The organism is Sodalis ligni (genome assembly GCF_016865525.2).
Classification (GTDB): Bacteria; Pseudomonadota; Gammaproteobacteria; order Enterobacterales; family Enterobacteriaceae; genus Acerihabitans; species Acerihabitans ligni.
Window position 1 is genome coordinate 1,944,980 of the sequence record NZ_CP075169.1, and the last position, 26,544, is coordinate 1,971,523.

Genomic DNA, 26,544 nt, shown 5'->3' on the forward strand with positions numbered 1-26,544 from the left:
CAAACAATGTGACAAGGCTCTAGGGCGTTATCGCCGAGGTTTCGCAGAAGGGGATAAGTATGCGCCTAAACGGGGCAACGGGCAATTTGCGGGGCATCAATTGCACCAAACCGCCATTATCCGGCGGCAGCGGACAGCGGCCCGCCGAATGGCGGGTTTATCGTTGATGATGTGGCGTCAATAGAGGGAGGGCTGTCCCGGCGGCCGGGTTTTGAACCGGCGGTGCAGCCACATATATTGATCCGGCGCCAGCAAAATGGCCTGTTCCAGCACTTTGTTCATGTAGGTGGCGGTAGCGACATCGCTCTCCAGCGGCAAATGCTCCTCATTGGGCATGATAATCAGTTCATAGCCTTTACCGCCGGGTAAACGGCGTGGGACGAAGGGGATTACCGCCGGTTTGCCCAGCCGCACCAGCATATGCGTGCCGGCGGTGGTGGCCGCCTGCTCCATGGCGAACAGCGGGGCGAAAACGCTGCTCTTCGGGCCGTAGTCGTGATCCGGCGCATACCAGATGATTTCACCGTTTTTGAGGGCGCGAATCATGCCTTTGATATCCGACCGGTCGATCATGGATTTATTGGAACGCAGCCGTCCCCAGGTTTGCAGCCAATCCAGCAGCTTGTTGTCATTAGGTCGATAGACTCCGATACCGGGGTTGTGGATACCGAAAATGCGCGCACCCAGCTCCAGGGATAAAAAATGCAGCCCTATCAGCAGCACGCCTTGCTTATTTGCATGCGCCAGACTGATGTTCTCCAAACCGGAGACCTTGAACAATCGTTTTACCCGCCAGTCGGGCCAGAACCAGCCCATACCGGTTTCAAACAGGCCCATGCCCACGGATTCGAAATTTTTGATAAGCAGCGCTTCTCTTTCAGCGCTGGACTTGTCGGGGAAACAGAGTTCAAGGTTGCGGCGGGCGATATGGACGCGTCGGGGCATAAAACGCATGGCCAGGCGCCCGAGCGAGGTGCCGAGCCGATACAGCAGCGGGTAGGGCAACAATACCATAAGGTATAGCAGGCCGATGCCGATCCAGGTGGGCCAATAGCGCGGGTGCAGCAAGGAACGGTTAAACGTTGGAATAGTTGTCATTTATTCTTGTCACCATAAGCGTCAAGGTAATACTCATTACATAATTTTTAGTCCACCCACTGAATTCAGTGTGGCATTTTTTTTCAAAAGGGAAAGCCGGCGGCGCGTGAAAGTATTTATTACCCTTTCACGCGCGTTTTGCCCGGCAAGGTTAATCTTTGTTGAAAAGATTTTTTACATTATGCGGCTCGCTGCGCCAATACTGCCTGGGGCCGTTGATTTTCGCACCCAGTTTTGCCGCGGCGTGCCAGGGCCAGCGCGGGTCGTAAAGCACGGCGCGCGCCAGCGCAATCATATCCGCGTCACCGGCGGCCACAATGGTCTCCGCCTGTTCGGCGTCGGTAATCAGGCCGACGGCGATGGTATTTAATCCGGTTTCGGCCTTGATACGCCGGGCGAATGACACCTGGTAACCGGGGCCCACCGGAATTTTTTGCTGGGTGGACAGCCCGCCGCTGGATACATGTATATAGTCACAATCAAGGGATTTCAATGCCTGGGCCAGTTTTACCGATTGTTCGATATCCCAGCCGCCTTCGACCCAGTCGGAGCCGGAGATGCGCACACCCACCGGAAAGCCGGGGGAAACCGCCTGCCGAACCGCCTGGACCACTTCAAGGGTCAGCCGCATGCGGTTTTCCAGGCTGCCGCCATATTGATCCTGCCGCTGGTTCGCCAGCGGCGAGAGGAACTGGTGCAGCAAGTAGCCATGGGCCGCGTGGATTTCAATGAGATTAAAGCCGATACGCTCAGCGCGTTTGGCCGCGGCGGCGAAATCCGCCTTCAATGCTTCAATTTGCGCCAGGGTCATGGCCTGGGGCCTTGAATCCGTTTGTGCAAAGGGAATGGCGGAAGGGGCTAATGTTTGCCATCCCCCCCGTTCGGGAGAGATATTACAGCCCCCGAACCAGGGCGCATGGGTAGAGGCTTTACGGCCCGCATGGGCGAGCTGGATGCCCAGGGCTATGGGGGAATGCGTCTTGACGGTAGCGACCACCGCCGCCAGCGCCTGTTCGGTAGCGTCATCCCATAACCCCAAATCCTGCGGCGAGATGCGGCCCTCCGGCGTCACCGCCGTTGCCTCGACGATGAGCAGGCCCGCACCGGACAAGGCCAGATGGCCCAGATGTATCTCATGCCAGGAGGTCGCCTTGCCTTCGTCGGCGGAGTACTGGCACATGGGCGCGATAACAATACGATTTGAGAGCGCCAGGTTTCCCAATGTATAGTTTGAAAACAATAGACTCATAGGTTGTGCCTCATAAGGGGGGATTGGCGTAGCGCTGAAGGCATCGATGTTAAAATTCATTCATCAAGCCGTTACGCCGTATCAGCCAACGTTAGCAATTTAATAAAATTTTGCCTCGGCGTTAAATGCTTTTTTACCCGGTTGGTATGGAAATTCAGGGCTGCCGGCCCGGAAGATTTATTGTATGATGCCGCCCTGCCCGTCGGTCAAAACCGGCTTTTCATGCACCGCTATTATATAAAATTGTCATCACGATATTCATAGCGAGCATTCATTACATTCATTAGTTACTACAGGAACGTACACCATGCCAGTGTTACACAACCAGGTAGCCAACGACGAACTGAAAAGGCGCATGCTGGCGGAATCCGCGCCGCGCACCACCTTGTCATTTTATAAATATTTCCGCATTGATAACCCGCAGGCGTTTCGCGACGAATTATACCTCTCCATGAGCGAACTGGCGGTTTTCGGCCGGGTGTATATCGCAGGGGAGGGGATTAACGCCCAAATCAGCGTACCGCAACATCGGTTCGAGGCATTCAGGACGCTGCTATATGCGGCACATCCGGCCCTGGACGGCGTGCGGCTGAACCTGGCGTTAGATGATGATGGTAAATCATTCTGGGTGTTACGGATGAAGGTCCGCGAGCGAATCGTGGCCGACGGCATTACCGACCCCACGTTTGATCCCACCCGTACCGGACATTACCTGCGGGCGGAGCAGGTTAACGCCATGGCCGACGATCCCGATACGGTATTCGTGGATATGCGCAATCATTATGAATATGAAGTCGGCCACTTTGAGCATGCCATAGAGATCCCCTCCGACACGTTTCGGGAGCAATTGCCGATGGCGGTGGAGATGCTGGCACCGGCAAAAAATAAGAATATCGTCATGTATTGCACCGGCGGAATCCGCTGTGAAAAAGCCAGTGCTTATATGCGGCATCATGGTTTTGAGCACGTCTATCATGTGGAGGGGGGGATCATTGAATATGCCCATCAGGCCAAGGCGCTGGGATTACCATTGAAATTCACCGGCAAAAACTTTGTCTTTGACGAGCGGCTTGGCGAGCGAATCACCCCGGATGTGATAGCCCATTGTCATCAATGCGGCGCGGCCTGCGATACCCATGTCAATTGCCTGAACCAGGGGTGTCATTTACTGTTTATCCAGTGTCCGGCCTGCGGGGAAAAATATCAGGGCTGTTGCAGCGAAATCTGTCGCGACGAAAAGGATTTGCCGGTCCAGGAGCAGCGTGCCCGCCGGGCGGGACGCGAAAACGGCCTGAAAATATTCAATAAATCCCGCCAGCGTCTAGCCATGGATTTACCGCGGCGCCTGCCCGGTAATCCGGAAGAATAAGGTAAACGGGCCAGGGCGCGCCTGCACCCGCTTTAGCCGAAACGGGCCAACGAGAAAGGAGTCAAATCAAACGCCGCCTCGCGTCCGGCGGCAAAACCGGCGGCTATTTCCCCCAATACGCTGGCGAATTTGAAACCATGGCCGCTTAGTCCGCTGACTATCAGCATATCCGAATTGCCCGGCAGGGTATCGATGATAAAGTCCTCGTCCGGCGAGAGATCATAACTGCAGGCTTCGCCGTTGAGGCAAACGCCGACGCCGGGCAGAAACTGCCGCAAGAAACGGAAAACCTCGCTGCCGTCAGTGCCATGGCTGCCGAAAGGCGTGCGCTGTTCCGGCTCGTCAATAGGCTGCCCGCCGTTATGCTTGCCCACTTTCAACTCATTGTTAATGGCGGGGAAAACGGTAATATTGCCCGCCGTCAGGCGTTTCCACGGTAAATGCCGGGAAATGATTATCTTCACTGAAGCGGCCGTCCGCCTGATGCCAGGCGAAGACTTTACGCACCGGGGTTATGGGCAGCATGGGGAGGAGTTTTTTCACCCAGGTTCCGGCACTTACCAGCAGCTTATGGCACTGGTATCGGCTTCCCTCTATGGTCACCACCTCGAATCCACGGGGCAATGCAATGATTTGTGTGACGCCGCAGTTAAATAGCTGCCCACAGCCGGCATTTTCCGCCAGCCGTATATAGGAGGCGATGGACAGCTCCGATTTAAGGTAGCCGGCCTGCGGTTCGTAAACGCCGAGATAATCGTCCGGCACGATAAATTCCGGCCAGCGGGCGGATATCTGGGCGGCATCCAGCGTTTCGCACGGCAAATGGAAGGCTTGAACGCTGGCGGCGGCGTTTTGAATAAATTCTGCCTGGCGCGGCCCCAGATTAAGCACGCCGCTGCGATGAAACAGGGTATTGCCGCTGCGCACCGCCAGTTCCTCCCACAGGGCCTGGGCCCGCAGGACCATTGGTACGTATTTTTCACCCTCCCCGTAAGCGTGCCGGATGATGCGGGTATCACCGTGATGGCTGCCGGCGTGATGAGGGGGAACGCCGCATCAATCATCAGGACATTCAAACCGGCTTCGGTTCCGTAGAAACCCGCCGCTGAACCCACCGAGCCGCTACCGACAATAATAAGATCATAAATCATGTGGTTAACTCCTTGAGTCAGGCAATCCGGGCTTTGCGTAGTATAGACTTTCGGCGAAGGATGGGTATATCGTCATTTGGCGGAAACAATCACGGGGGGATAATAAAAAAGCATCCGGTGCTAAGCAGCGGATGCCCGAGGGGCAACATCGAGATTAATGTTTTCGGTGGTCAAGATCCTGGTAGTCTGTCGATTCAATTTTTGCAATGCCGGCTTCAAGTATGGATATGAGTTGTTTAGCGACATCGGTGGTCAACCACAGGGTTCTGTCCACTTCTGCGTCTTCGGTAGCCTGGTTGGTTGAATTGATATAATGCAAGCGGATCATCATGGCATTATAGGCATCTACGGTGCTGATATCCCAGCCGACCAACGGATGGGTATGGATAATCTCGTTTTTTCTGTCCATAAATACCCCTTTTCTGACTCGTTTAAGAAAAAAGAGTATCGTCGAGGTTAAATGCGGCTCCATTTTAGCGAGCAATTTAAGTATACCCGTCTTTGTCACTTTTTTGCCATATAAGCGACTTTTTTTTATAGCGGCGTTTTGCCGGGACGCATTCGCATTCCCTGGTCTTGTGGTTTGTCATGGAAAGCGCTGACTCCATCGGGTCAGGAGGCGACGGGAGGAACTGCCGGGCGGATTCGTCTTGCCATTTCGTCGGCCAATTGAGAAAAATATTTCTGCATGACGGCATCGCGGTTCTGATTCTGCGCTTCCAGCAGCAGATTATTTATCAGCAGCTGATTGGCTTTTTCATCCAGGCTGAAAGAGAGATAAGAAAAGGCGATTTCCAGCACATTCAGCCGGCGTTGCTGCTCGCTGATTAACTCGAGCAGTTCGCCGAAGGTCATGGCTTCTTCTGGTTTATTGACATTCATGGTCACACTCCCCGAAAATTCCACAAAACGCATATATCCTGGCTGATTACAGACCAGAAATAGCTATTTGCCAAGAGTGGCGCGGATTATTTTCAGTAAGGGAAGACGGGTAAAAGGCGGGATGGGGAGAGAAGAGATCAACTGGCGGCAACTGCGGTGCCGGGGAGAGTATAGCCGGGAACATCTCCCGGCGAGGCACCGGCATACATGGCCTTTATTGCGGATCGAACCAGTCATCGGCGCTTTCCCACGTTTCTTGCAGGATGTCGGTGATTAACGCCTTATCTTCTTTACTGCCGCCCATGACGCTGATGCCGTTGGCCCCGGCATAACGTACCTGTACATGGGAATCGGTAAAATGTTTATCAATCCGGGTGGTAAATTCCTGGGTCAGGGCCTCAAGCGCGCCCGCGGGAAGCGGCGTTGCTTTAGCCAGAGTGATTTCAATACGCATATTTTTGTCTCATCGTATTAACGCCTGTTCATATATACAGTTCCCATAACGATAAAGCAAGAGGCATAAAAGATTTTTCGTTTCGCTCGCCACGGCGCGGGCACCGCCCGGCCGTGGAAAAAAAGATTTCAATACTTAACCGACCAGTTCAGGCTTTGGCCCGCAAGAAAAGGCACCAGCATGATATCCCCCAGGGAGATTTGTTCCGGCTGGGTTTCCGGCCTGCGGTGCAGTTCGATAAAATCACCATTGACGGGCAATCCGTAGAACCGCGGACCGTTCAGGGAACAAAACGCTTCAAAATGCTCCAGCGCGTCAATCTCTTCAAATACCGTGGCATATGCGGCCAGCGCGGCGGGGGCGTTGAATACGCCGGCACAGCCGCAGTCGTTTTCTTTTCGCTGACGCAGATGGGGCGCCGAGTCGGTACCGAGGAAAATGCGATCGCAACCGCTTGCCACCGCCTGGCGAAGCGCCTCCTGGTGCGTATTGCGTTTGAGGATCGGCAGGCAATAGAGGTGCGGACGGATTCCTCCCACCAGCATATGGTTGCGGTTAAACATCAGATGCTGCGGGGTGACGGTTGCCGCCAAAAAACGATCGCCGGCCAGTACATACTGGGCCGCTTCGCGGGTGGTGATATGCTCGCAGACTATTTTCAGCCTGGGAAAGCGGCGCCGTATCGGCTCCAATACCGTCTCGATGAACCGTGCTTCCCTATCGAATATATCGATTTCCGCCGCGGTGACTTCGCCGTGAATCAGCAGCGGCATGCCGTTTTCTTCCATGGCCTCGAACAGGGGATAGATGCCGGTGATTTTTGTCACGCCATGGCTTGAGTTGGTGGTGGCGTTGGCCGGATAGAGTTTGGCGGCGGTAAACACCCCCTGGCGGAACCCCGCTATCAATTCCTCCGGCGCCTGCGTATCAGTGAGATAGCAGGTCATTAACGGCTGGAAATGATGGCCATCGGGGACTGCCGCCAGAATCCGCTCACGGTAAGCGATGGCCTGGGAAACGGAGGTGACGGGGGGCGTCAGATTCGGCATGACGATGGCCCGGCCGAAGATACGGCTGGTATAGGGCAGCACCGTGCTCAGCATCTCGTCATCACGCAAATGCAGATGCCAGTCATCAGGGCGGCGGATATGGAGTATTGCGGGCTGTGCGGTCATGGGGAGAGACTCCGGCTATTGAAGTATGTGCATAAAAAATCAATGTCAGATTAAGGGGTACAAGAATAAGCGGAATAGACGGCAGATGCATTAATTAGTTGGCGTCGATGACGGTATAAAAAAAGACCCGCCGGAGCGGGTCTTGCAACGTTACGGTAAGGCGTTACTCTTTATCATCGGGCAGCGCAGGTTTTGCCGCGGGTGCGGCGGCATGCGTTACCGCGGCATGGCCGCCGGCCGCGCCCGGTCCTTCAAAGTGGTAATCCGGACGGTGCCACTCGCCGGGTTTTTCCGCCGGCGGCACATAAACCGGTGCGGGAGCCTTGGTCATAGGCGCGCTCACGTGATGTTTAAAACGCGGCTGTGCGTCGGCAATGGCAGCGGGCGAATCACTACCAGGCGTACCTTGGGTTTCCGCAGAGGCGTTCCCAGCGGCCGGTTCGGCCGGCAGGTCGGCCACCTTGCTTAACGCGGGCTCCGCCGATTCGGCCGCCGGGACCGGTGTCGCCGGATTCAGGTCCGGCTCCGTCGTTTTGCGGGAGAGCTGGCTGGCGACAATGGTATCGTCCGAAAGGTATTGCACAGCCACCGGCGGCTTCGCGGCGATAACATCCGCTGCGGGAGCGTTCCCTTCAGGTTGAGCGGGGGGCGTTGCAGCAGCCGGAATAGCGTTGCTTCTTTCAGGGATAACCGAACCGGTAACGATCGGCTGGTTGACCACCGGCACTGGCGCGGGCTGAGCCGATGTATCGGCGTCCGCTTCGGGGATAACCGAACCGGTGACAATCGGCTGGGTAACGGCGGGAGCCGGTTGGGCGGACGTGTTCGCGTCGGATTCACCGGATTCAGCCGCCGAAGCGGGCTGGGCAGAAGCATCCGAATTGCCGGTTTCGGCCGCCGGAGCGGACTGTGCGGGCGCATTGATATCAGCTTTGCCGGTTTCAGCCGCCGGAGCGGACTGTGCGGGCGCATCGATACCGGATTCACCGGTTTCCACCGCCGGAGCGGACTGTGCGGGCGCATTGATACCGGATTCGCCGGTTTCCACCGCCGGAGCGGACTGTGCGGGCGCAATGATATCAGCTTCGCCGGTTTCCACCGCCGGAGCGGACTGTACGGGCGCAATGATATCAGCTTCGCCGGTTTCCACCGCCGGAGCGGACTGTACGGGCGCATCGATATCGGCTTCGCCGGTTTCAGCCGCCGGAGCGGACTGTACGGGCGCATCGATATCGGCTTCGCCGGTTTCAGCCGCCGGAGCGGACCGGACCGAGGCAGTGATATCGGTATGCTCTGGCTCTTCGTCGTCAAAGGAGACCTCATCGGAACGATTCGCCGCGGACGAGACGGATTTTACGCTGCCGTAAGGTTCGTCGGTCATGATCTCAGCCGGCTTGGCGGCGGATAACATCGCCCATGATCCGGGATGATCCTCGTCTTTGATTACCGAGGGGACTTCATCGACGGCGGCTTGCTGTACCGGGGTGGCATGCTGCGGCACCACCGTTGTCGCGGGACGTTCCCGGGCCGACAGAGGTTCGGACAGCATTACGCCATTCCGGTCATCCCCGGTCAGGGGTTCCAGCTCTTCCAGCGGCGCAACGGGCGAAAGCTCGAAACGTTCGACGGGCGTTACCGGATAACTGATCCAGACTTTACCGGACGCCATTTCCGGCGACATCACCGCACTGCTCAGGGGGACCGGTGATTGAGCCAGATAGCGCTCGTCACGATAGCGGCGACGGCGTTGGCCGCTGACCCGCAAATGGCGGGGCGATCGGCGGGAGCGGCGGGGCAGGCCCGTTTCGTTATTGTTACGACCGTTATCGCTGTAATTTTCCGCGGATGAGTTGTCCTGAACATCCGCCAGAACGGGCAGCGGCGTCTCATGGCTTTCCTGCACCGGAGCGGCGTAGGACGCCTCGGTGACCTCTGGTGCGCTGCTTTCAGCGGCGGGATCGGTAACACGGATTTTTGCGTAAGGTTACGACGGGGCCGGCGCGGCATGACCGGCGTCGGCTGGTCGTCCTCATTCACCGTCTCGACGATGTCAGCGGGCTCTTCAACGGGCAGCGGCTTCGCTTCCTGCTGCGGCGCCTGGCGTTTATCATCCTGGCGTCGGCGCGGGCGATCGCTCCGGGGTTCGCGACGCGGCGCAGGCTGGGCCTCGGTTGGAATCTGCTCCCCGATTTCATCAATGATCTCCGTCTCGACGGGAGCATTCTGACGTTTGCCTTTGCGCGCTTCATCACGGCGATCCCGCGGTTCCCGCGACTCGCGAGGTTCGCGAGGCTGCCGTCCTTCCTGCGGCGCGCGGGCTTCGCGTTCGCCGTTACGGTCGCGGCGCACGTTCTGACGACGCTGCCCCCGGCCTCCCTGACGGCGCGGAGTCTCGGACTCTTCGGCGACGGCCTGTTCCACCGGCTCCGCGGGTTTTACTTCTTCTTCCGCCGGGGCGCTGAACCAGCCTTTAATCCGGCTGACGGCGCGGCTCAGCAAACCGGCGGAGGCCGGCGCGGCGGTCACGGCACGGGCGGGCGCGGCAACGATATCCGCCGCGGCCGGGGCCGGTTCCTTAATGGCCGTGTCGCTGGCGATGGGCGGGGAATCCGGCATGACGAATGCGGCCAGTGCCGGCTGCTCGGGCAGCTTGCGTTCGGCCGCGGGCTCTTCGGACGGCTGAGCCATTTCCGCTTCGTGCAGCTGCGGCAGCAGATAGCTTAACGTCGGCGCTTCTTCGCCCTTGCGGACGCGCAAAACGGCGTAATGCGGCGTCTGCATCTGATCGTGGGGAACAATCACGGCGCGTACGCCGCCCTGGCGCTTCTCGATGGCATTCACCGAATCGCGTTTCTCGTTGAGCAGGTAAGAGGCGATTTGCACCGGCACGATGGCGTGGACTTCGTGGGTATTCTCTTTTAGCGCCTCTTCTTCAATCAGGCGCAAAATGGAAAGCGACAGCGATTCGTTATCGCGGATGGTACCGGTGCCGCCGCAGCGCGGGCAGACGTGGTGACTGGATTCTCCCAATGAGGGGCTCAGTCGCTGGCGGGACAGCTCAAGTAAACCGAAGCGGGAGATGCGGCCGATTTGTATCCTGGCGCGATCCTGGCGCACTGATTCCCGCAGGCAGTTTTCGACTTCACGCTGATGGCGTACCGGCGTCATATCGATAAAATCGATGACGATCAGGCCGCCGAGATCCCGCAGGCGAAGCTGGCGGGCGATTTCATCCGCTGCCTCCAGATTGGTATTGAATGCGGTTTCCTCAATATCGCCGCCGCGAGTGGAGCGCGCGGAGTTGATATCGATGGCGGTCAGCGCCTCGGTGGAGTCAATAACAATCGAACCGCCCGAAGGCAGGCGTACTTCACGCTGGAAAGCGGATTCGATTTGCGATTCGATTTGATAATGGCTGAACAACGGAATCTCGCCGCTGTACAATTTGATCTTGCTGCTGAAATCCGGACGGCCCAGAGAGGCGATGTGTTCCTTCGCCTTTTCCAGCACGTTGGGATTATCAATCAGGATTTCACCGATATCGGGGCGCAGGTAATCGCGGAAAGCCCGGACGATCACGTTGCTCTCCTGATGAATCAGAAACGGCGCCGGCCTGCCTTCGGCGGCTTTTTTAATCGCTTCCCAATGCTTGAGGCGGAAAGCCAGATCCCATTGCAGCGCATCGGCGGATTTGCCCACCCCGGCGGTACGGACGATAAGCCCCATGCCTTCAGGCAGTTCCAGGGAAGATAGCGCCTCTTTTAGCTCGGTGCGGTCATCGCCTTCGATGCGGCGGGAGATCCCGCCGGCGCGAGGGTTGTTCGGCATCAGGACCAGATAGCTGCCGGCCAGGCTGATAAAGGTGGTCAAGGCCGCGCCTTTGTTACCGCGTTCCTCTTTATCAACCTGGACGATCACTTCCTGTCCTTCCCGCAGCACGTCCTTGATATTGGGCCGGCCGTGGGAGGAATATTGTGCGGGAAAATACTCGCGGGCGATTTCCTTCAGGGGAAGAAATCCGTGGCGTTCGGCGCCGTAATCCACAAACGCCGCTTCAAGACTGGGTTCGATACGGGTGATTTTACCCTTGTAAATATTGGCTTTTTTCTGCTCATGACCGGGGCTTTCAATATCCAGATCGTAGAGCCGCTGGCCGTCTACCAGGGCTACGCGCAACTCTTCCTGCTGAGTCGCGTTTATTAACATTCTCTTCATCTTCAACTTACTCTTTTTTATGCATTGGCATCAGAGCTGCGGGCAAAAAAAACGCAAGACCGGGTAATCACCGACGGCCCCGTGTCTTGTCGCAATACCGTCAACCTCACGGTTGTCGTCAGCAGAGGGGCGCATTATTTCGGTAGCCTGTTTTCCGAGAGAAAAACAGCGCTTTTATTGAGGGAATAACGTCTGAAGTCTGTCGCCAGAACGAATTCCTTTTGCCGGCCAAGCTGCAATCCGCAGCCCGCTAACTGCCTGAATAATCAATACGTCTTACGCCATTGCCGCGTGTATGGTTAATCAGGCAAATTTAAAAAATTCCACGTTTCTTCGCCTTTACGTAAGCAGCGTGGAAAGTAAAGACATTATTCCACCGCTGACACACATATAGCAAGGCGACTTTACCTCTCGGCAACAATATTCAGACTTACGGTTATACCCGTCATCTTTCAAGCCGAAGCCGAGTTGGCTGCAACGTGAAAGCTATTGGATAAATATTCCGCCGGCATGGGTCTGCCGAGAGCGCGAAAACAACCCGCAAAACTTTCTTACCGATTAAAGCACAGTTAAGCACAGAAAAAGGAGTGGCGCTATGCCGACGGTATATTTAGAATCGCCTCCCATGAATGAAAATAATACCGGCGTACAATTTATCACCATTTCCGCTGACCAGGCCGGCCAGCGAATCGACAATTTTTTGCGTACCCGATTAAAGGGCGTACCGAAAAGCATGATTTATCGCATCGTGCGTAAAGGGGAAGTGCGGGTCAATAAAAAAAGGGTCAAACCGGAATACAAACTGGAAGACGGCGATGAGCTGCGTATTCCGCCGGTACGCCAATCGGAGCCTGAACAGGCGCCGGTTTCCGTTCATCTGGACAAGGTGGCGGCCCTGGCGGATGCGGTGCTCTATGAAGACGATCATCTGCTGATTCTCAACAAGCCCTCGGGTACGGCGGTGCACGGCGGCAGCGGATTAAGCTTCGGCGTTATCGAGGGATTGAGGGCGCTGCGTCCGGCGGCCCATTTTCTTGAGTTGGTGCACCGGCTCGATCGCGATACCTCCGGGGTGCTGCTGATTGCCAAAAAACGCTCGGCCCTGAGGCTGCTCCATGAGCAATTGCGCCTCAAGGGCATGCAAAAAGATTATCTGGCGCTGGTGCGCGGCGAATGGCCGTCCCACAACAAAGCAGTGTCCGCGCCGCTGATTAAAAATATCCTGGCCAGCGGAGAGCGTATCGTACGGGTCGGCATCGAGGGTAAACCCTCCGAGACGCGCTTTAAAGTGGAAGAGCGGTTTACCCGCGCCACCCTGGTGAAGGCCAGTCCGGTTACCGGCCGCACCCACCAAATCCGTGTGCATGCGCAGTTTGCCGGCCATCCCATCGCCTTTGACGATCGGTATGGCGACGCCGAATTCGACCGGTTTCTGAAGGGAACCGGCCTGCACCGGTTATTTCTCCATGCCGCCGCCTTGCGCTTCGATCATCCCGCCACCGGCGAAACCATGCGTATCGAAGCGCCGCTGGACAATGAACTGCGCCAATGCCTAGCCTATATGCGGCTTAATCACAAATAGCGGGGGCATTGCGCTCCGTCAAGGGGATTAATCCCCTCGTTACGCAGCATGGCCGCCAGGGCGATGAGCGGCAGGCCTATCAAGCTGTTCGGGTCCCGGCCGTCAAGGGACTGGAACAGGGTGATGCCCAGTCCCTCGCATTTGAACGCACCCGCGCAGTTTAAAGGCTGCTCGGCGTCTACGTAACCCTCGATTTCCCGATCCGACAGGCCGCGAAACGTCACCTGGAACGTCTCCACCGTTTGCTGCAGCCGTCCGGTGGCGCTGTTGAGCAAAACCAGGCCGGTATAGAACGTCACCCTCTTACCGCTGGCGCGTCGAAGCTGTCTGACGGCGTTCTCCCTGCTAAGGGGCTTGCCGGTGATTTCGCCCCCCAGGACGCAGCACTGATCGGAGCCGATAATCAGGTGGCGCTCATATTTTATCCGCAGCGCGGCGGCCTTGCCGGCGGACAGGCGCAGTACCATATCCCGCGGCGATTCCCCGGACAGCGGGGCTTCATCTATATCCGGCGCACAGGTGAGAAACGGCAGCCGGAGTTTTTCCAATAGCGCCCGGCGAAAGGGCGAAGAAGAAGCGAGAACAATTTTGCACATAAATTTTAATCCGACCGTAGCGTATTTCCCTGACTCATTTTAAACTGTTCGCCGCTCTGGAAGCGAATATTGGTAAAAGGCGCTCATAATTAGCCTTTTTCTTTGACTCTATGCCGTTACAAAGTTAATATGCGCGCCCTATGCAAAAGGTAAAATTACCCCTGACCATTGATGCGGTACGCGCCGCTCAGAAACGCCTGGATTATGTTGGTGTCTATGGCTCTGAGCAGGTGAGTCGCGTTGCCGAATCCGTGGTAAGTGTGGATAGCGATGTTCAGGCGGCGTTATCGTTCGATATCGATGATCAACGCCTGGCGGTTATCAGGGGCAGCGCGGAGGTGGCGGTCACGCTCACATGCCAGCGCTGCAACCAGCCGTTTGCGCATCAGGTACACACGACATTTTGTTTTAGCCCGGTCGTTACCGACGAACAGGCTGAGGCATTGCCGGAAGCGTACGAGGCGGCCTATGTCACCGAATATGGCGAGGTAGACCTGCTGGCGATGATTGAAGATGAAATTATTCTTTCATTGCCCATCGCACCGGTGCATGATCCTGAACACTGTGAAGTGTCCGACACGGAACAGGTATTCGGCAAATTGCCGTCCGAGGTTGAAAAACCCAACCCGTTTTCCGTATTAGCCAGTTTAAAGCGTAAGTAATCAAGGAGTAAGGTCCATGGCCGTACAACAAACCAAGCCGTCCCGTTCCACCCGTGGTATGGGCCGTTCACACGACGCGCTGACCACATCCGCCGTCTCGGTGGATAAAGCCTCCGGTGAAACTCATCTGCGTCACCATATCACTGCCGACGGTTTCTACCGCGGTCGTAAAGTTATCGCCAAGTAATACAAAGGCGATACATTGATACGTCTAACCCTTGCGTTAGATGCAATGGGCGGTGATTTCGGTCCCGCCGTTACGGTGCCTGCTGCATTGCAGGCACTGGCTTATCATCCCCAATTAGAGCTGCTGCTGGTCGGCGATCCCGCCGCGATAAATCCTTTACTGTCAAAAACAGATTCCGTTCTGCGCGAGCGTCTGACGGTGGTTACCGCTGAATCCGTTATTGCCGGTGACGCTAAACCTTCCGTTGCCATCAGGGCCAGTCGCGGCACCTCCATGCGCGTCATGCTGGAACTGATCAAGGAAGGACGGGCGCAGGCCTGCGTCAGCGCCGGGAACACCGGTGCGCTGATGGGACTGGCCAAATTGCTGATCAAACCTCTGGAGGGCATCCAGCGCCCGGCGCTGATGACTATATTGCCCCACCAGCAGAAGGGAAAAACCGTGGTGCTGGATCTGGGCGCCAACGTGGAATGCGACGGGGAGATGCTGGCCCAATTCGCCATTATGGGCGCCGTGGTGGCGGAAGATATCATCGGCATTGAAAACCCGCGGGTGGCGCTGCTGAATATCGGCGAGGAAGAAACCAAGGGTCTCGATAATATTCACCAGGCGGCTGTCATACTGCGAAGTATTCCGTCAATCAATTATATCGGGTATCTTGAAGCCAATGAATTGCTGACCGGAAAGACCGACGTTTTGATTTGTGACGGGTTTGTCGGCAATGTCACGTTAAAGACCATGGAAGGGGTGATAAGACTTTTTCTGTCTTTGCTTAAATCCTCAGGGGACGGCGGCAGGCAGAGTTGGTTTATGAAGTTCGCGAAACGTTGGGTGAAAAAACGTCTCGCCCGCCAATTCGGTCATCTCAATCCCGACCAATACAATGGCGCATGTCTGTTAGGTTTACGTGGTACGGTTATCAAAAGTCACGGCGCGGCGAATCAGCGCGCGTTCGCCGTCGCGATCGAACAGGCAATGCAAGCGGTGGAGCGGCAGATTCCCGAAAAGATCGCCGCGCGCCTGGATGCGGTATTACCCAAGAGTGATTAAGCGTACATGTATACAAAGATTCTCGGTACCGGGAGTTATCTGCCGGTGCAAATAAGGTCGAATGCGGACCTGGAAAAAATGGTGGATACCTCCGACGAATGGATTGTGACGCGTACCGGTATTCGTGAACGGCGCATCGCCGGAGTGCACGAAACGGTGTCCACCATGGGTTTTACCGCCGCGCAACAGGCTCTCGACATGGCCGGCATCCGGCCGGATCAGGTGGGGCTCATTCTTGTCGCCACCACGTCATCGAGCCATGCCTTTCCCAGTTCGGCATGCGAAATCCAGCTTAAATTGGGCATTCGCGATACCGTTTCTTTTGATATCGCGGCGGCTTGCGCGGGTTTCGCCTATGCGCTGAGCGTGGCGGATCAATATATCAAAAGCGGCGCGGTGGAGTATGCGCTGGTGGTGGGTTCGGATATGCTGAGCCGCACCCTGGATCCCACCGACCGCGGCACGCTGATTCTTTTCGGCGACGGGGCGGGCGCCGTAGTGCTGGGCCGCAGTGAACAGCCGGGCATTTTGTCCACCCATCTGCATGCGGACGGACGTTATGGCGAGCTGCTGACCTTGCCGTACCATAACCGTCTCGATCCCACGGCGCCGGCGTTCCTGACCATGTCGGGCAACGAAGTGTTTAAAGTGGCGGTCACCGAGCTGGCGCACATCGTGGATGAAACCCTGACCGCCAACCGGCTGGATCGGTCCGAGCTTGACTGGCTGGTGCCCCATCAGGCGAACCTGCGCATCATCGCCGCCACGGCGAAGAGGCTCAATATGAGCATGGATAAAGTGATAGTCACACTGGATCGTCAGGGCAACACCTCCGCCGCCTCCGTGCCGTTGGCGCTGGACGAAGCGGTGCGTGACGGCCGGATTCAACGGGGACAGCTGATTTTGCTTGAAGCTTTCGGCGGCGGCTTTACCTGGGGTTCGGCTCTGATTAGATTTTAATCTATACCCAAAAGCTTTCGAGTTGCAGCAAGGCGGCAAGCTCGTGCATCCCCAGGAGCTTAGCTAACTAAGTGACTGGGGTAAGCGGGCGCAGCCAACGCCGCTGCAGTTTGAAAGATGAAGGGTATAATGGGAATAAAAATATGACAGAACTGGCAATGGTTTTCCCGGGGCAGGGTTCTCAATCCGTGGGTATGCTGGCTGAACTGGCCGCGCTTTATCCGCTGGTTGAGACCACTTTTGGCGAAGCCTCCGCCGCACTGGGATATGATTTATGGGCATTAACGCAGCAAGGTCCGGTGGAAGAACTGAATAAAACCTGGCAGACCCAGCCGGCATTGCTGGCGGCTTCGGTGTCCATTTGGCGGGTTTGGCGGCAGCAGGGCGGGAAAATTCCCGCCTGGCTGGCGGGACATAGCCTGGGCGAATATTCCGCGCTGGTGTGCGCCGGCGTGCTGGAATTCACCGCGGCGGTTAAGCTGGTGGAACTGCGCGGCAAGCTGATGCAGGAAGCGGTTCCCGCCGGCGTCGGTGGAATGTCGGCCATTATCGGCCTGGATAATGCCGCCATCGCCAGAGCCTGCGAAGAATCGGCGCAGGGACAGGTGGTCGCGCCGGTGAACTTCAATTCGCCGGGCCAGGTGGTGATCGCCGGCCATAAAGAAGCGGTTGAGCGTGCCGGCGCGGCCTGTAAAGCGGCCGGCGCGAAACGCGCGCTTCCTTTGCCGGTGAGCGTGCCTTCCCACTGCGCGCTGATGGAGCCGGCGGCGGAAAAACTCGCGCTGGCCCTGCGGGACGTTCGTTTCTCCATTCCTGAGGTGCCGGTGGTGAATAACGTCGACGTAAAAGCGGAAACCGACCCCGACGCCATCCGCAGCGCGCTGGTGCGCCAGCTTTACAACCCGGTACGGTGGACGGAAACGGTTCAGTATCTTGCCGCCCAAGGCGCCGAGGTATTGATTGAGGCGGGTCCCGGCAAAGTCCTTACCGGTTTGACCAAACGCATCGTTGACACCCTGTCCGGCCAGGGGGGGAACGATCCCGCTTCGCTGGCTGCGGCGATTGAGCAAAAATAATGGGGAATTTAATGGGTTTTGAAGGTAAAATCGCCCTGGTCACGGGCGCCAGCCGAGGTATTGGCCGCGCTATCGCCGAGAAACTGGCGGCATGCGGTGCGACGGTTATCGGTACCGCCACCAGCGAACCGGGCGCCGACGCCATCAGCGCTTATCTCGCCGGCAAAGGCAAAGGGCTGCGTCTGGACGTCTCTGACAGCGCCTCCATTGAGTCGCTTTTGGAGAAAATACGTGCGGAATTTGGCGAAGTCGACATTTTAGTGAATAATGCCGGCATCACGCGTGATAATCTACTGATGCGCATGAAAGAAGAGGAATGGCAGTCTATCCTAGATACTAACCTGACCTCCGTGTTCCGCATGTCCAAGGCGGTAATGCGCGCGATGATGAAAAAGCGCTACGGCAGAATCATTACCATCGGTTCTGTCGTCGGCTCAATGGGTAATGCCGGGCAAGCGAATTATGCCGCGGCGAAAGCCGGCCTGGTGGGTTTTAGCAAATCCCTGGCGCGGGAAGTCGCTTCGCGGGGCATCACGGTAAACGTGGTGGCGCCCGGATTTATAGCTACAGATATGACCGAAGCGTTGACAGATGAACACCGAGCGGAAATTTTGACCAGAATTCCGGCCAACCGTCTCGGCGATCCACAGGAAATTGCCAGTGTTGTTGCTTTTTTCGCTTCTGACGAGGCGGCATACATTACCGGTGAAACGATACATGTCAATGGCGGCATGTATATGCTGTGAAAAGCACGAAAATCATTTGCGTTATTTGTGGTAAAAACCGCAAAATAGCATAAAATCGTGGTTTGACCAGCCGGGATTTAGTTGCATCTTTTTCAACATTTTATACACTACGAAAACCATCGCGAAAGCGAGTTTTGATAGGAAATTTAAGAGTATGAGCACTACCGAAGAAAAAGTTAAGGCAATCATCGCTGAGCAACTGGGTGTTAAGAAAGAAGAAGTCGTGAACAATGCTTCTTTCGTTGATGACCTCGGCGCAGATTCCCTTGACACTGTTGAGCTGGTAATGGCGCTGGAAGAAGAATTTGATACCGAAATTCCGGACGAGGAAGCTGAGAAAATCCCTACTGTTCAGGCAGCGATTGATTTCATTCAGGCAAGCCAGCAGTAAGCGAACATCCCTAGGCGGTCCTTCGACCGCCTAAGTTTTTTTTCGGCCCATAGTATCATATTTTCCCTCCCTGGAGGACAAGCGTGTCTAAGCGTCGAGGTGTTGTGACCGGTCTCGGCATGTTGTCTCCTGTCGGGCATACCGTAGAATCTACGTGGAGCGCGCTCCTTGCCGGACAGAGTGGCATCGGCCTGATCGACCATTTTGATACCTCAGCCTATGCAACGCGTTTTGCGGGCTTGGTGAAAAATTTTAATTGTGAAGATTATCTATCGCGTAAAGAAGCACGCAAGATGGATATTTTCATCCAATACGGCATTGCCGCCGGCATACAGGCAATGCAGGACTCGGGACTGATAGTTACCGAAGAAAACGCCACCCGCATCGGCGCGGCGATTGGTTCGGGTATCGGCGGTCTGGGTCTGATTGAAGACAACCATACCGCGCTTATTAACGGCGGGCCGCGTAAAATCAGCCCGTTTTTTGTGCCCTCCACCATCGTTAATATGATAGCCGGCCATCTGACCATCATGTGCGGACTGCGTGGCCCCAGCATTTGCATTGCTACCGCCTGTACTACCGGAGTGCATAATATCGGCCAGGCCGCGCGTATCATCGCTTATAACGATGCGGATGTGATGCTGGCCGGCGGCGCCGAAAAAGGCAGCACTCCTTTGGGCGTCGGTGGTTTTGGCGCCGCGCGCGCATTGTCCACGCGCAATGATGATCCCCAGGCGGCGAGCCGTCCCTGGGACCGCGATCGGGACGGATTCGTACTGGGGGATGGTGCCGGCGTCATGGTGCTGGAAGAGTACGAACACGCAAAAAAACGCGGCGCGAAAATATACGCCGAACTAGTGGGTTTCGGCATGAGCAGCGACGCCTACCATATGACGTCGCCGCCGGAAAATGGCGCCGGAGCGGCGCTGGCCATGGAAAACGCCTTGCGCGACGCGGACATTACCCCGTCTCAGGTGCTTTATATCAACGCTCACGGCACGTCAACGCCGGTGGGTGATAAAGCGGAAACCTATGCCGTGAAGTCAGTCTTCCGGGAAGATGCGCATAAGGTCATGATAAGCTCCACCAAATCCATGACCGGCCATCTGCTGGGGGCCGCCGGGGCGATTGAGGCAATATTCAGCGTGCTGGCGCTGCGCGATCAGGCGATACCGCCCACCATCAACCTGGATAATCCCGGCGAAGAATGCGATCTGGATTTTGTGCCCCATGAAGCCCGCCGGGTGACCGACATGCAATATACGCTGTGTAACTCTTTCGGTTTCGGCGGTACCAACGGCTCGCTGGTATTCCGCAGGATCTGACTCAGCGTTGTACTTTATGGCCCGTTAATCGGGCCATTTTTTTATCCCGTCCCATCACAGCCCCGGCACAGGTGAGATATGTATTGGATCAACGGAGAACCTCGGCAGCAGCTGCCTTTGACCGATCGTGCCATTCAGTTCGGCGACGGCTTTTTTACCACCGCCCGCATCCGAACGGGACGCATAGATCTCTTATCCTACCATTTGGAAAGATTGGCGCAGTCAGCCGCTCGCCTGCTGTTTGACCCCCTGGACCTGGCGGTGCTGGAACGGGAAATGCGACAGGCGGCTGAACAATGGCGGGACGGAGTGCTCAAAGTCATTATCAGCCGCGGCAGCGGCGGCAGGGGCTACAGCGCCGCCGGCTGCGGGATGCCGCTGCGGATTCTCAGCCATGGCGAGGCCCCGCCCCATTACCCGTTGTGGCGCCGCCAGGGTGTGAATTTGACTCTTAGTCCCGTCGCCCTGGCATGCAATCCCCTGTTGGCCGGGATAAAGCATCTCAACCGCCTGGAGCAGGTATTGATTCGCACCCGGCTGGAGCAGACCGCCGGCGCGCAGGAGGCCGTGGTGCTGGATACCCGGGGTTACGTCACCGAATGCTGCGCCGCGAATATTTTTTGGCGGCGCGGCAGCGAGGTTTACACGCCGACGCTGGAACAGTCGGGAGTAGCGGGTGTGATGCGGCGGCATATCATGACGCTGTCCACGGAATCGCCCTTTACCCTGCATCTGGTGGATGCCCTGCCGGCGGCATTGCTTGCGGCCGACGAAGTGATCATTTGCAATGCCTTGATGCCCGTTTTGCCGGTGAATCGTTTTGATGAACGCATCTATCAGGACAGAACATTGTTTGAATATCTTAGACCGAGCTGTTAACAGAGTTCTTGCATGAAGAAAAACATACTTATTTTCGCCGTCATCCTGGCGCTATTGGCCGGCGGGGCGGCTTATTGCCTGTTGCAAATCAGGCATTTTGCCGCATCGCCCCTTACCATCACGCAGGAGAAAATCTTCACCTTGCCGGCCGGTACAGGGCGTGAAGGGCTAAAGACCGCGCTGCGCCAGGAGCATATTATCAAGCATGCCCGCTGGCTGCCCTGGCTGTGGCAATGGGAACCGAGTTTGGCCGCATTCAAGGCCGGGACCTATCGGTTTACCCCTGGCATGACCGTTCGGGAAATGCTTGAATTATTGGCCAGCGGCAAAGAAGCCCAATTTTCTATTCGCTTTATCGAAGGCTCGACCCTGAAAGAATGGCTGGTTATCCTGGATAAAGCGCCTTATGTTAAACACACTGCGGCCAATCTGCCGCTGGATCAATTGGCCGAACGCCTGGGCGTGGATCCGACGCAGCCCCTGGAAGGGCATTTCTATCCGGATACCTATCTCTATACCGCCCAGACCACCGATATCGCGCTGTTGAAACGGGCCTGGCAGCGCATGGATAAAACTCTCGGTACCGTCTGGCAGGGCAGAGCGGACGGATTGCCTTACAAAAAGCCCGCGGACCTGCTGACCATGGCGTCCATCGTTGAAAAAGAAACCGGCCTGCCGGAAGAACGGGCCAAAGTGGCGTCGGTATTTATTAACCGCCTGCGGCTGGGCATGCGTTTGCAAACCGATCCCACGGTCATTTACGGCATGGGGGATGGGTATAAAGGCACCCTCAGCCGACAGGATCTCGGCGAAGCAACGCCGTATAATACCTATGTGATTACCGGGCTGCCGCCGGCGCCGATCGCCATGCCGGGCCACGCATCGCTCCTGGCCGCCGCACATCCGGAAAAGACCTCGTATCTCTATTTTGTCGCCGATGGCAAAGGCCGGCATGTGTTCAGCAATAACCTGGCGAGCCATAATAAAGCCGTGCAGCAATATCGTGAAAGCCTCAAGGAAATCCATGGACAGTAAATTCATCGTTATCGAGGGACTGGAAGGCGCCGGCAAAACCAGCGCGATTCAGGTTATCGTCGAGACGCTACGCCGCCACGGCATTGAAGATGTGGTCTTTACCCGAGAGCCGGGGGGAACGCCGCTGGCGGAAGCATTGCGTCGGTTGATCAAAGACGGCGCCGACAATGAGGCGGTCACTGATAAAGCCGAACTGCTGATGCTGTACGCGGCCCGGGCCCAATTGGTGGAGACGGTGATTAAACCGGCGCTGGCGCGCGGCGCATGGGTGGTGGGGGATCGTCACGATCTCTCGTCCCAGGCTTATCAGGGCGGGGGCCGCGGCGTGGATCCGCAACTGCTGGAGACGCTGCGCGACCTGGTGCTGGGGGACTTTCGTCCGGATTTAACCCTATACCTGGATTTGCCGCCGGTGTTGGGTTTGCAGCGGGCCCGGGCGCGGGGCGAACTCGATCGCATTGAACAGGAGTCGCTGGCCTTTTTTGAACGTACCCGGCAGCGCTACCTGGAACTGGCGGCGAAGGATCCTTCCATCGTTACCTTGGATGCTGGCCGTTCGCTGGAACAGGTGGCCGAGGACGTGCGCGCCTTGCTGGAAAACTGGTTTACCGCCCGGGAGCGGCGCCCATGAACTGGTATCCCTGGCTGAACGCGCCTTATCGGCAAATTATTGCCCGCTATCAGGACGGCCGGGGGCACCATGCCTTATTGATTCATGCCCTCAAGGGCTCCGGCGTTGACTCGCTGTGCTACGCCATCAGCCGCTGGCTGATGTGCCGCCAGCCGGAAGGAATGAAGAGCTGCGGCCATTGCCACAGTTGCCAACTGATGATGGCGGGTAATCATCCTGACTTTTACCGGCCGGAGCCGGAAAAGGGGCGAAGCAGCCTGGGCGTGGACAGCATACGGCAGGTGATAGATCCGCTGTATAACCATGCGCAGCAGGGGGGAGCGAAGGTGGTGTGGCTGTCGGATGCCGAAGCACTCACCGAACAGGCGGCGAATGCCCTGCTGAAAACACTGGAAGAACCGCCGGACCGGACCTATTTTCTGCTGGCCTGCCGCGAGCCGTCGCACCTGTTGCCCACCCTGCGCAGCCGCTGCCTTTACCGGCATCTGCCGGCGCCTGATGAACCCACCGGTTCCGGCTGGCTGTTGCAGCAGGGCATCCGCGACGCGGAACAGGCCCGCACGGCGCTACGGCTGTATAACGGCGCGCCTCTGGCGGCGCTGGACATACTGCAGCCCGCTAGATGGGCGGAACGGCAGGGGCTATGCGACGGTATTCGGCAGGCCCTCGCCCGGCGGGATCTGCTCTCGCTGCTGCCCTTTCTGAATAAAGACAAGGATGACGAACCGCTCTACTGGCTGCTCACGCTGCTTACCGATGCGTTGAAATGGCAGGCGGGGGCGGTCGCCTTTGCCGTTAATCAGGATCAGCGGTTGCTGGTGGAGCAGCTCGGCACCCGCTATCCGTCCGGTATCCTGCATCACCAGCTGCATCAATGGCTGGAATGCCGCCGGCAATGGCAGACTATCAGCGGCATCAATCGCGAGCTGTTGCTCACTAATCAGTTGCTTAACTGGGATGAGGCGGCGGATGTCGGCGCCCACCCCTGGAGCCTTTAGAGGATAAGAAGATGTTTTTGGTCGATTCTCACTGTCATCTTGACGGATTGAATTATGAAACCGTGCACCGTGACGTGAATGACGTCGTGGCGAAGGCCGGGGCAAGGGATGTGCGCCTGATGCTGGCAGTGGCCACGTCGCTGCCGGGTTTCCATAAAATGACCGAACTTATCGGTCGCCGCGACGAGGTGCTGCTCTCCTGCGGCATACATCCGCTGAATCTGGACGAACCCTATGATTTTGCCGAACTCAGGCGCCTTGCGGCCGGCGAAGCGGTGGTGGCGCTGGGTGAAACCGGCCTGGATTATTATTACCAGCAGGATAATAAACCGGAGCAGCAGACGTCGCTGCGGGAGCATATCCGTATCGGCCGTGAGCTTGATAAACCGGTGATTATTCATACCCGTTCCGCCCGCGAGGATACGCTGGCCATTCTGCGGGAGGAGCGGGCCGGGGAGTGCGGCGGCGTGCTGCACTGCTTTACCGAGGACACCGAGACGGCAAAAACGCTGTTGGATTTGGGGTTTTATATTTCCTTTTCCGGCATGATCACCTTCAAAAAAGCCGACGCCCTGCGTGAGGCGGCGCGATATGTGCCGCTGGACCGGCTGCTGGTGGAAACCGATTCCCCCTATCTTGCGCCGGTACCTTACCGCGGCAAGGAAAACCAGCCGGCTTACGTCCGGGATGTGGCGGAGTATATGGCGGCGCTGAAAGGGGTGACGGTGGAACAGCTGGCGGACGCCACCACCGACAATTTCGGCCGTCTGTTCCATGTGGATCCCCGCCGATTGGGTAAATGATTTATATTGCGGCGATAAATGTGATTTTTCGACTCGTATTCGGCCGCTTTTAGCGCTACTCTTCCGCCGCGCAAATGTCCGGAGATGTGCAACCTCCGCGGCGGCTTATTAAAGTGCATAAACAGGGGGCGGCGACAGGGACGAAATCGCTGAAATCCCGGAAACGTGATTGCTATCAAACACATTTTCGCGGATTTATTTTACCCTTCGTAATAAATAAAGGAACCCGGTTTCCATACGATCAAAAGTCCTATGAGGCTTTTGCGCCCGCTTGTGCGGGAAAAGATCAGCAGCATTGACTCAGGAGCATACAATTTATGTTTAACAACGCATTTGCAGACCTGCAAAAAGTAGGTAAATCGCTAATGCTGCCGGTATCGGTGTTGCCCATTGCCGGCATTTTGCTGGGCGTCGGGTCGGCCGAGTTCAGCTGGATTCCCGCGGTTATTTCCCACGTCATGGCGGAAGCGGGCGGTTCGGTCTTCGCCAATATGCCGCTGATTTTCGCCATCGGCGTGGCCCTGGGTTTCACCAATAACGACGGCGTCTCGGCGCTGGCGGCGGTGGTGGCCTACGGTATCATGGTCAAAACCATGGCGGTGGTTGCTCCTTTGGTACTGCATCTGCCCGCGGACGAGATCGCCGCCAAACATCTGGCGGACACCGGGGTGCTGGGAGGCATTATTTCCGGCGCCATTGCCGCTTATATGTTCAATCGTTTTTACCGCATCAGGCTGCCCGAATACCTGGGATTTTTTTCCGGGAAACGATTTGTACCCATTATTTCCGGTTTATTCGCCATTCTGCTGGGCGTGGTGCTGTCCTTTATCTGGCCGCCCATCGGGGCGGCGATTCAGATCTTTTCTAAGTGGGCGGCGTACCAGAATCCGGTGGTGGCTTTCGGTATCTACGGTGTCGTGGAGCGCGCGCTGGTGCCGTTCGGCCTGCACCACATCTGGAATGTGCCTTTCCAGATGCAGGTGGGTGATTATACCAACGCCGCCGGCCAGGTCTTCCATGGCGATATTCCCCGCTATATGGCGGGCGACCCGGAGGCGGGTAAATTGTCCGGCGGTTTCCTGTTCAAGATGTACGGTCTGCCGGCCGCCGCTATTGCCATCTGGCACTCCGCCAAACCGGAAAACCGCGCCAAGGTGGGGGGAATCATGCTGTCGGGGGCATTAACCGCCTTTCTGACCGGCATCACCGAACCCATTGAGTTTTCCTTTATCTTTGTCGCACCCATCCTATACGTGATCCATGCGATCCTGGCCGGCCTGGCGTTTCCCATTTGCATCCTGCTGGGCATGCGCGACGGCACCAGCTTTTCCCACGGCCTGATTGATTTCATCGTGCTCAGCGGCAACAGCAGCCGTATCTGGCTATTCCCGGTGGTGGGCATTATTTACGGGATAATCTATTACACCCTGTTCCGGGTGCTGATTGTAAAATTGGACCTGAAAACCCCGGGCCGCGAGGTCACCGGCACGCAGCAGCTGGCACAGGCCGGTACGGAAATGGCCGGCGCGCTGGTGAAAGCCTTCGGCGGCAGGGAAAATATTACCAACCTGGATGCCTGTATTACCCGTTTGCGCATCAGCGTGGCGGATATTACCAAGGTGGACCAGGCCGGGCTCAAACGCCTGGGCGCCGCCGGCGTCGTGGTGGCGGGCTCAGGGGTGCAGGCCATCTTCGGCACCCGTTCGGATAATCTGAAAACCGACATGGATGAATATATACGTCAATTTGCCTGATTCGGTATAAACCCGCTATACCCAAAATCATTCGAATTGCAGGAAGGCGGCAGCGCAGCGACAAATCTGTCAGGAACAGATTTGAACAGCGCTTGCGCTGACCCGAAGGGTGGGCCTCAGGGATGATGCTCATCCATCCCCAGGCGCTTACTCAGATAGGTGACCGGGGTGAGCGAGGGAAGCCAACGCGCCTGCAACTCGGGGATGGTAGCCGTTATCGCGCGGATCGAGCCTCCAATCAAGTTTCCCTTCAGGTTACGCGTAATAAATTGCGTT

Annotated in this window: 24 protein-coding genes and 2 pseudogenes; 16 read left to right on the plus strand and 10 right to left on the minus strand. The window is 57.0% G+C overall.

Annotated elements, in window-relative coordinates; genetic code table 11:
- Positions 1-177: 177 nt before the first annotated feature.
- Positions 178-1,098: a Kdo(2)-lipid IV(A) acyltransferase gene (locus GTU79_RS09145; RefSeq protein WP_203522140.1), complete on the minus strand. Its 921-nt coding sequence runs from the start codon at positions 1,096-1,098 to the stop codon at positions 178-180.
- 151 nt (positions 1,099-1,249) lie between these two features.
- Positions 1,250-2,347, minus strand: coding sequence for an NADH:flavin oxidoreductase/NADH oxidase (locus tag GTU79_RS09150; protein WP_203522139.1), 1,098 nt, complete (start codon positions 2,345-2,347; stop codon positions 1,250-1,252).
- Between the two features lie 307 nt (positions 2,348-2,654).
- On the opposite strand from GTU79_RS09150, the gene trhO reads away from it, so the two are divergent.
- A complete protein-coding gene (gene trhO / locus GTU79_RS09155) occupies positions 2,655-3,716 on the plus strand; it encodes an oxygen-dependent tRNA uridine(34) hydroxylase TrhO (RefSeq protein WP_203522138.1) in 1,062 nt (353 codons plus the stop codon).
- A 32-nt stretch (positions 3,717-3,748) separates the two neighbouring features.
- Here trhO and solA read toward each other — a convergent pair.
- From solA to rne, 7 genes and pseudogenes are all read right to left on the minus strand, one after another.
- A pseudogene (solA, locus tag GTU79_RS09160) lies at positions 3,749-4,867 on the minus strand (N-methyl-L-tryptophan oxidase).
- Between the two features lie 154 nt (positions 4,868-5,021).
- Positions 5,022-5,276 (minus strand): biofilm formation regulator BssS, encoded by a 255-nt coding sequence (gene bssS, locus GTU79_RS09165; RefSeq protein ID WP_132922499.1) that lies wholly within the window; start codon positions 5,274-5,276, stop codon positions 5,022-5,024.
- A gap of 203 nt (positions 5,277-5,479) precedes the next feature.
- Complete coding sequence (locus GTU79_RS09170; protein WP_132922498.1) at positions 5,480-5,749, minus strand: hypothetical protein; 270 nt, start codon at positions 5,747-5,749, stop codon at positions 5,480-5,482.
- A 214-nt stretch (positions 5,750-5,963) separates the two neighbouring features.
- Positions 5,964-6,203: a DNA damage-inducible protein I gene (gene dinI, locus GTU79_RS09175; RefSeq protein ID WP_132922497.1), complete on the minus strand. Its 240-nt coding sequence runs from the start codon at positions 6,201-6,203 to the stop codon at positions 5,964-5,966.
- A gap of 128 nt (positions 6,204-6,331) precedes the next feature.
- Complete coding sequence (gene pyrC, locus GTU79_RS09180) at positions 6,332-7,378, minus strand: dihydroorotase (RefSeq protein WP_203522136.1); 1,047 nt, start codon at positions 7,376-7,378, stop codon at positions 6,332-6,334.
- A gap of 163 nt (positions 7,379-7,541) precedes the next feature.
- Positions 7,542-7,709: a hypothetical protein gene (locus tag GTU79_RS30160; protein WP_253073637.1), complete on the minus strand. Its 168-nt coding sequence runs from the start codon at positions 7,707-7,709 to the stop codon at positions 7,542-7,544.
- An 804-nt stretch (positions 7,710-8,513) separates the two neighbouring features.
- A pseudogene (gene rne / locus GTU79_RS09185) lies at positions 8,514-11,593 on the minus strand (ribonuclease E); the annotation flags it as partial.
- A gap of 625 nt (positions 11,594-12,218) precedes the next feature.
- On the opposite strand from rne, the gene rluC reads away from it, so the two are divergent.
- Positions 12,219-13,175 carry a 23S rRNA pseudouridine(955/2504/2580) synthase RluC gene (rluC, locus tag GTU79_RS09190; protein WP_132927816.1) on the plus strand — a complete coding sequence of 319 codons (957 nt, stop codon included), beginning with the start codon at positions 12,219-12,221 and terminating at the stop codon, positions 13,173-13,175.
- On the opposite strand, the gene GTU79_RS09195 is transcribed toward rluC, so the two are convergent.
- Positions 13,166-13,771, minus strand: a complete 606-nt coding sequence (locus tag GTU79_RS09195; RefSeq protein ID WP_203522134.1) for a Maf family protein — start codon at positions 13,769-13,771, stop codon at positions 13,166-13,168. The two genes, rluC and GTU79_RS09195, sit on opposite strands and share 10 nt — an antisense overlap.
- A gap of 140 nt (positions 13,772-13,911) precedes the next feature.
- On the opposite strand from GTU79_RS09195, the gene yceD reads away from it, so the two are divergent.
- The 14 genes from yceD to ptsG all read left to right on the plus strand — a co-directional run bounded on the left by yceD (position 13,912) and on the right by ptsG (position 26,268).
- On the plus strand, positions 13,912-14,433 hold the full coding sequence (gene yceD, locus GTU79_RS09200) for a 23S rRNA accumulation protein YceD (protein WP_132922493.1): 522 nt from the start codon (positions 13,912-13,914) through the stop codon (positions 14,431-14,433).
- Between the two features lie 16 nt (positions 14,434-14,449).
- Positions 14,450-14,620, plus strand: coding sequence for a 50S ribosomal protein L32 (rpmF, locus tag GTU79_RS09205; RefSeq protein WP_214513860.1), 171 nt, complete (start codon positions 14,450-14,452; stop codon positions 14,618-14,620).
- Positions 14,621-14,635: 15 nt separating this feature from the next.
- Complete coding sequence (gene plsX / locus GTU79_RS09210) at positions 14,636-15,670, plus strand: phosphate acyltransferase PlsX (RefSeq protein ID WP_132922491.1); 1,035 nt, start codon at positions 14,636-14,638, stop codon at positions 15,668-15,670.
- Between the two features lie 6 nt (positions 15,671-15,676).
- Positions 15,677-16,630 carry a beta-ketoacyl-ACP synthase III gene (locus GTU79_RS09215; RefSeq protein ID WP_132922490.1) on the plus strand — a complete coding sequence of 318 codons (954 nt, stop codon included), beginning with the start codon at positions 15,677-15,679 and terminating at the stop codon, positions 16,628-16,630.
- A gap of 143 nt (positions 16,631-16,773) precedes the next feature.
- Entirely contained in the window at positions 16,774-17,706 is a 933-nt protein-coding gene (fabD, locus tag GTU79_RS09220) for an ACP S-malonyltransferase (protein ID WP_214513861.1), read from the plus strand.
- 11 nt (positions 17,707-17,717) lie between these two features.
- On the plus strand, positions 17,718-18,452 hold the full coding sequence (gene fabG / locus GTU79_RS09225; RefSeq protein WP_132922488.1) for a 3-oxoacyl-ACP reductase FabG: 735 nt from the start codon (positions 17,718-17,720) through the stop codon (positions 18,450-18,452).
- Positions 18,453-18,606: 154 nt separating this feature from the next.
- Positions 18,607-18,843 (plus strand): acyl carrier protein, encoded by a 237-nt coding sequence (gene acpP, locus GTU79_RS09230; RefSeq protein ID WP_214513862.1) that lies wholly within the window; start codon positions 18,607-18,609, stop codon positions 18,841-18,843.
- An 83-nt stretch (positions 18,844-18,926) separates the two neighbouring features.
- On the plus strand, positions 18,927-20,168 hold the full coding sequence (gene fabF, locus GTU79_RS09235) for a beta-ketoacyl-ACP synthase II (RefSeq protein WP_214513863.1): 1,242 nt from the start codon (positions 18,927-18,929) through the stop codon (positions 20,166-20,168).
- Between the two features lie 78 nt (positions 20,169-20,246).
- Positions 20,247-21,047 (plus strand): aminodeoxychorismate lyase, encoded by an 801-nt coding sequence (pabC, locus tag GTU79_RS09240; RefSeq protein ID WP_203522133.1) that lies wholly within the window; start codon positions 20,247-20,249, stop codon positions 21,045-21,047.
- Between the two features lie 12 nt (positions 21,048-21,059).
- Complete coding sequence (mltG, locus tag GTU79_RS09245; RefSeq protein WP_203522132.1) at positions 21,060-22,082, plus strand: endolytic transglycosylase MltG; 1,023 nt, start codon at positions 21,060-21,062, stop codon at positions 22,080-22,082.
- Positions 22,072-22,713 (plus strand): dTMP kinase, encoded by a 642-nt coding sequence (tmk, locus tag GTU79_RS09250; RefSeq protein ID WP_132922484.1) that lies wholly within the window; start codon positions 22,072-22,074, stop codon positions 22,711-22,713. The genes mltG and tmk overlap by 11 nt, the downstream gene beginning before the upstream one ends.
- Positions 22,710-23,711, plus strand: coding sequence for a DNA polymerase III subunit delta' (gene holB / locus GTU79_RS09255; protein ID WP_203522131.1), 1,002 nt, complete (start codon positions 22,710-22,712; stop codon positions 23,709-23,711). Before tmk ends, holB begins: the two co-directional genes overlap by 4 nt.
- 11 nt (positions 23,712-23,722) lie before the next feature.
- Complete coding sequence (locus tag GTU79_RS09260; RefSeq protein ID WP_132922482.1) at positions 23,723-24,514, plus strand: metal-dependent hydrolase; 792 nt, start codon at positions 23,723-23,725, stop codon at positions 24,512-24,514.
- A 317-nt stretch (positions 24,515-24,831) separates the two neighbouring features.
- Entirely contained in the window at positions 24,832-26,268 is a 1,437-nt protein-coding gene (gene ptsG / locus GTU79_RS09265) for a PTS glucose transporter subunit IIBC (protein WP_132922481.1), read from the plus strand.
- Positions 26,269-26,544 lie beyond the last annotated feature (276 nt).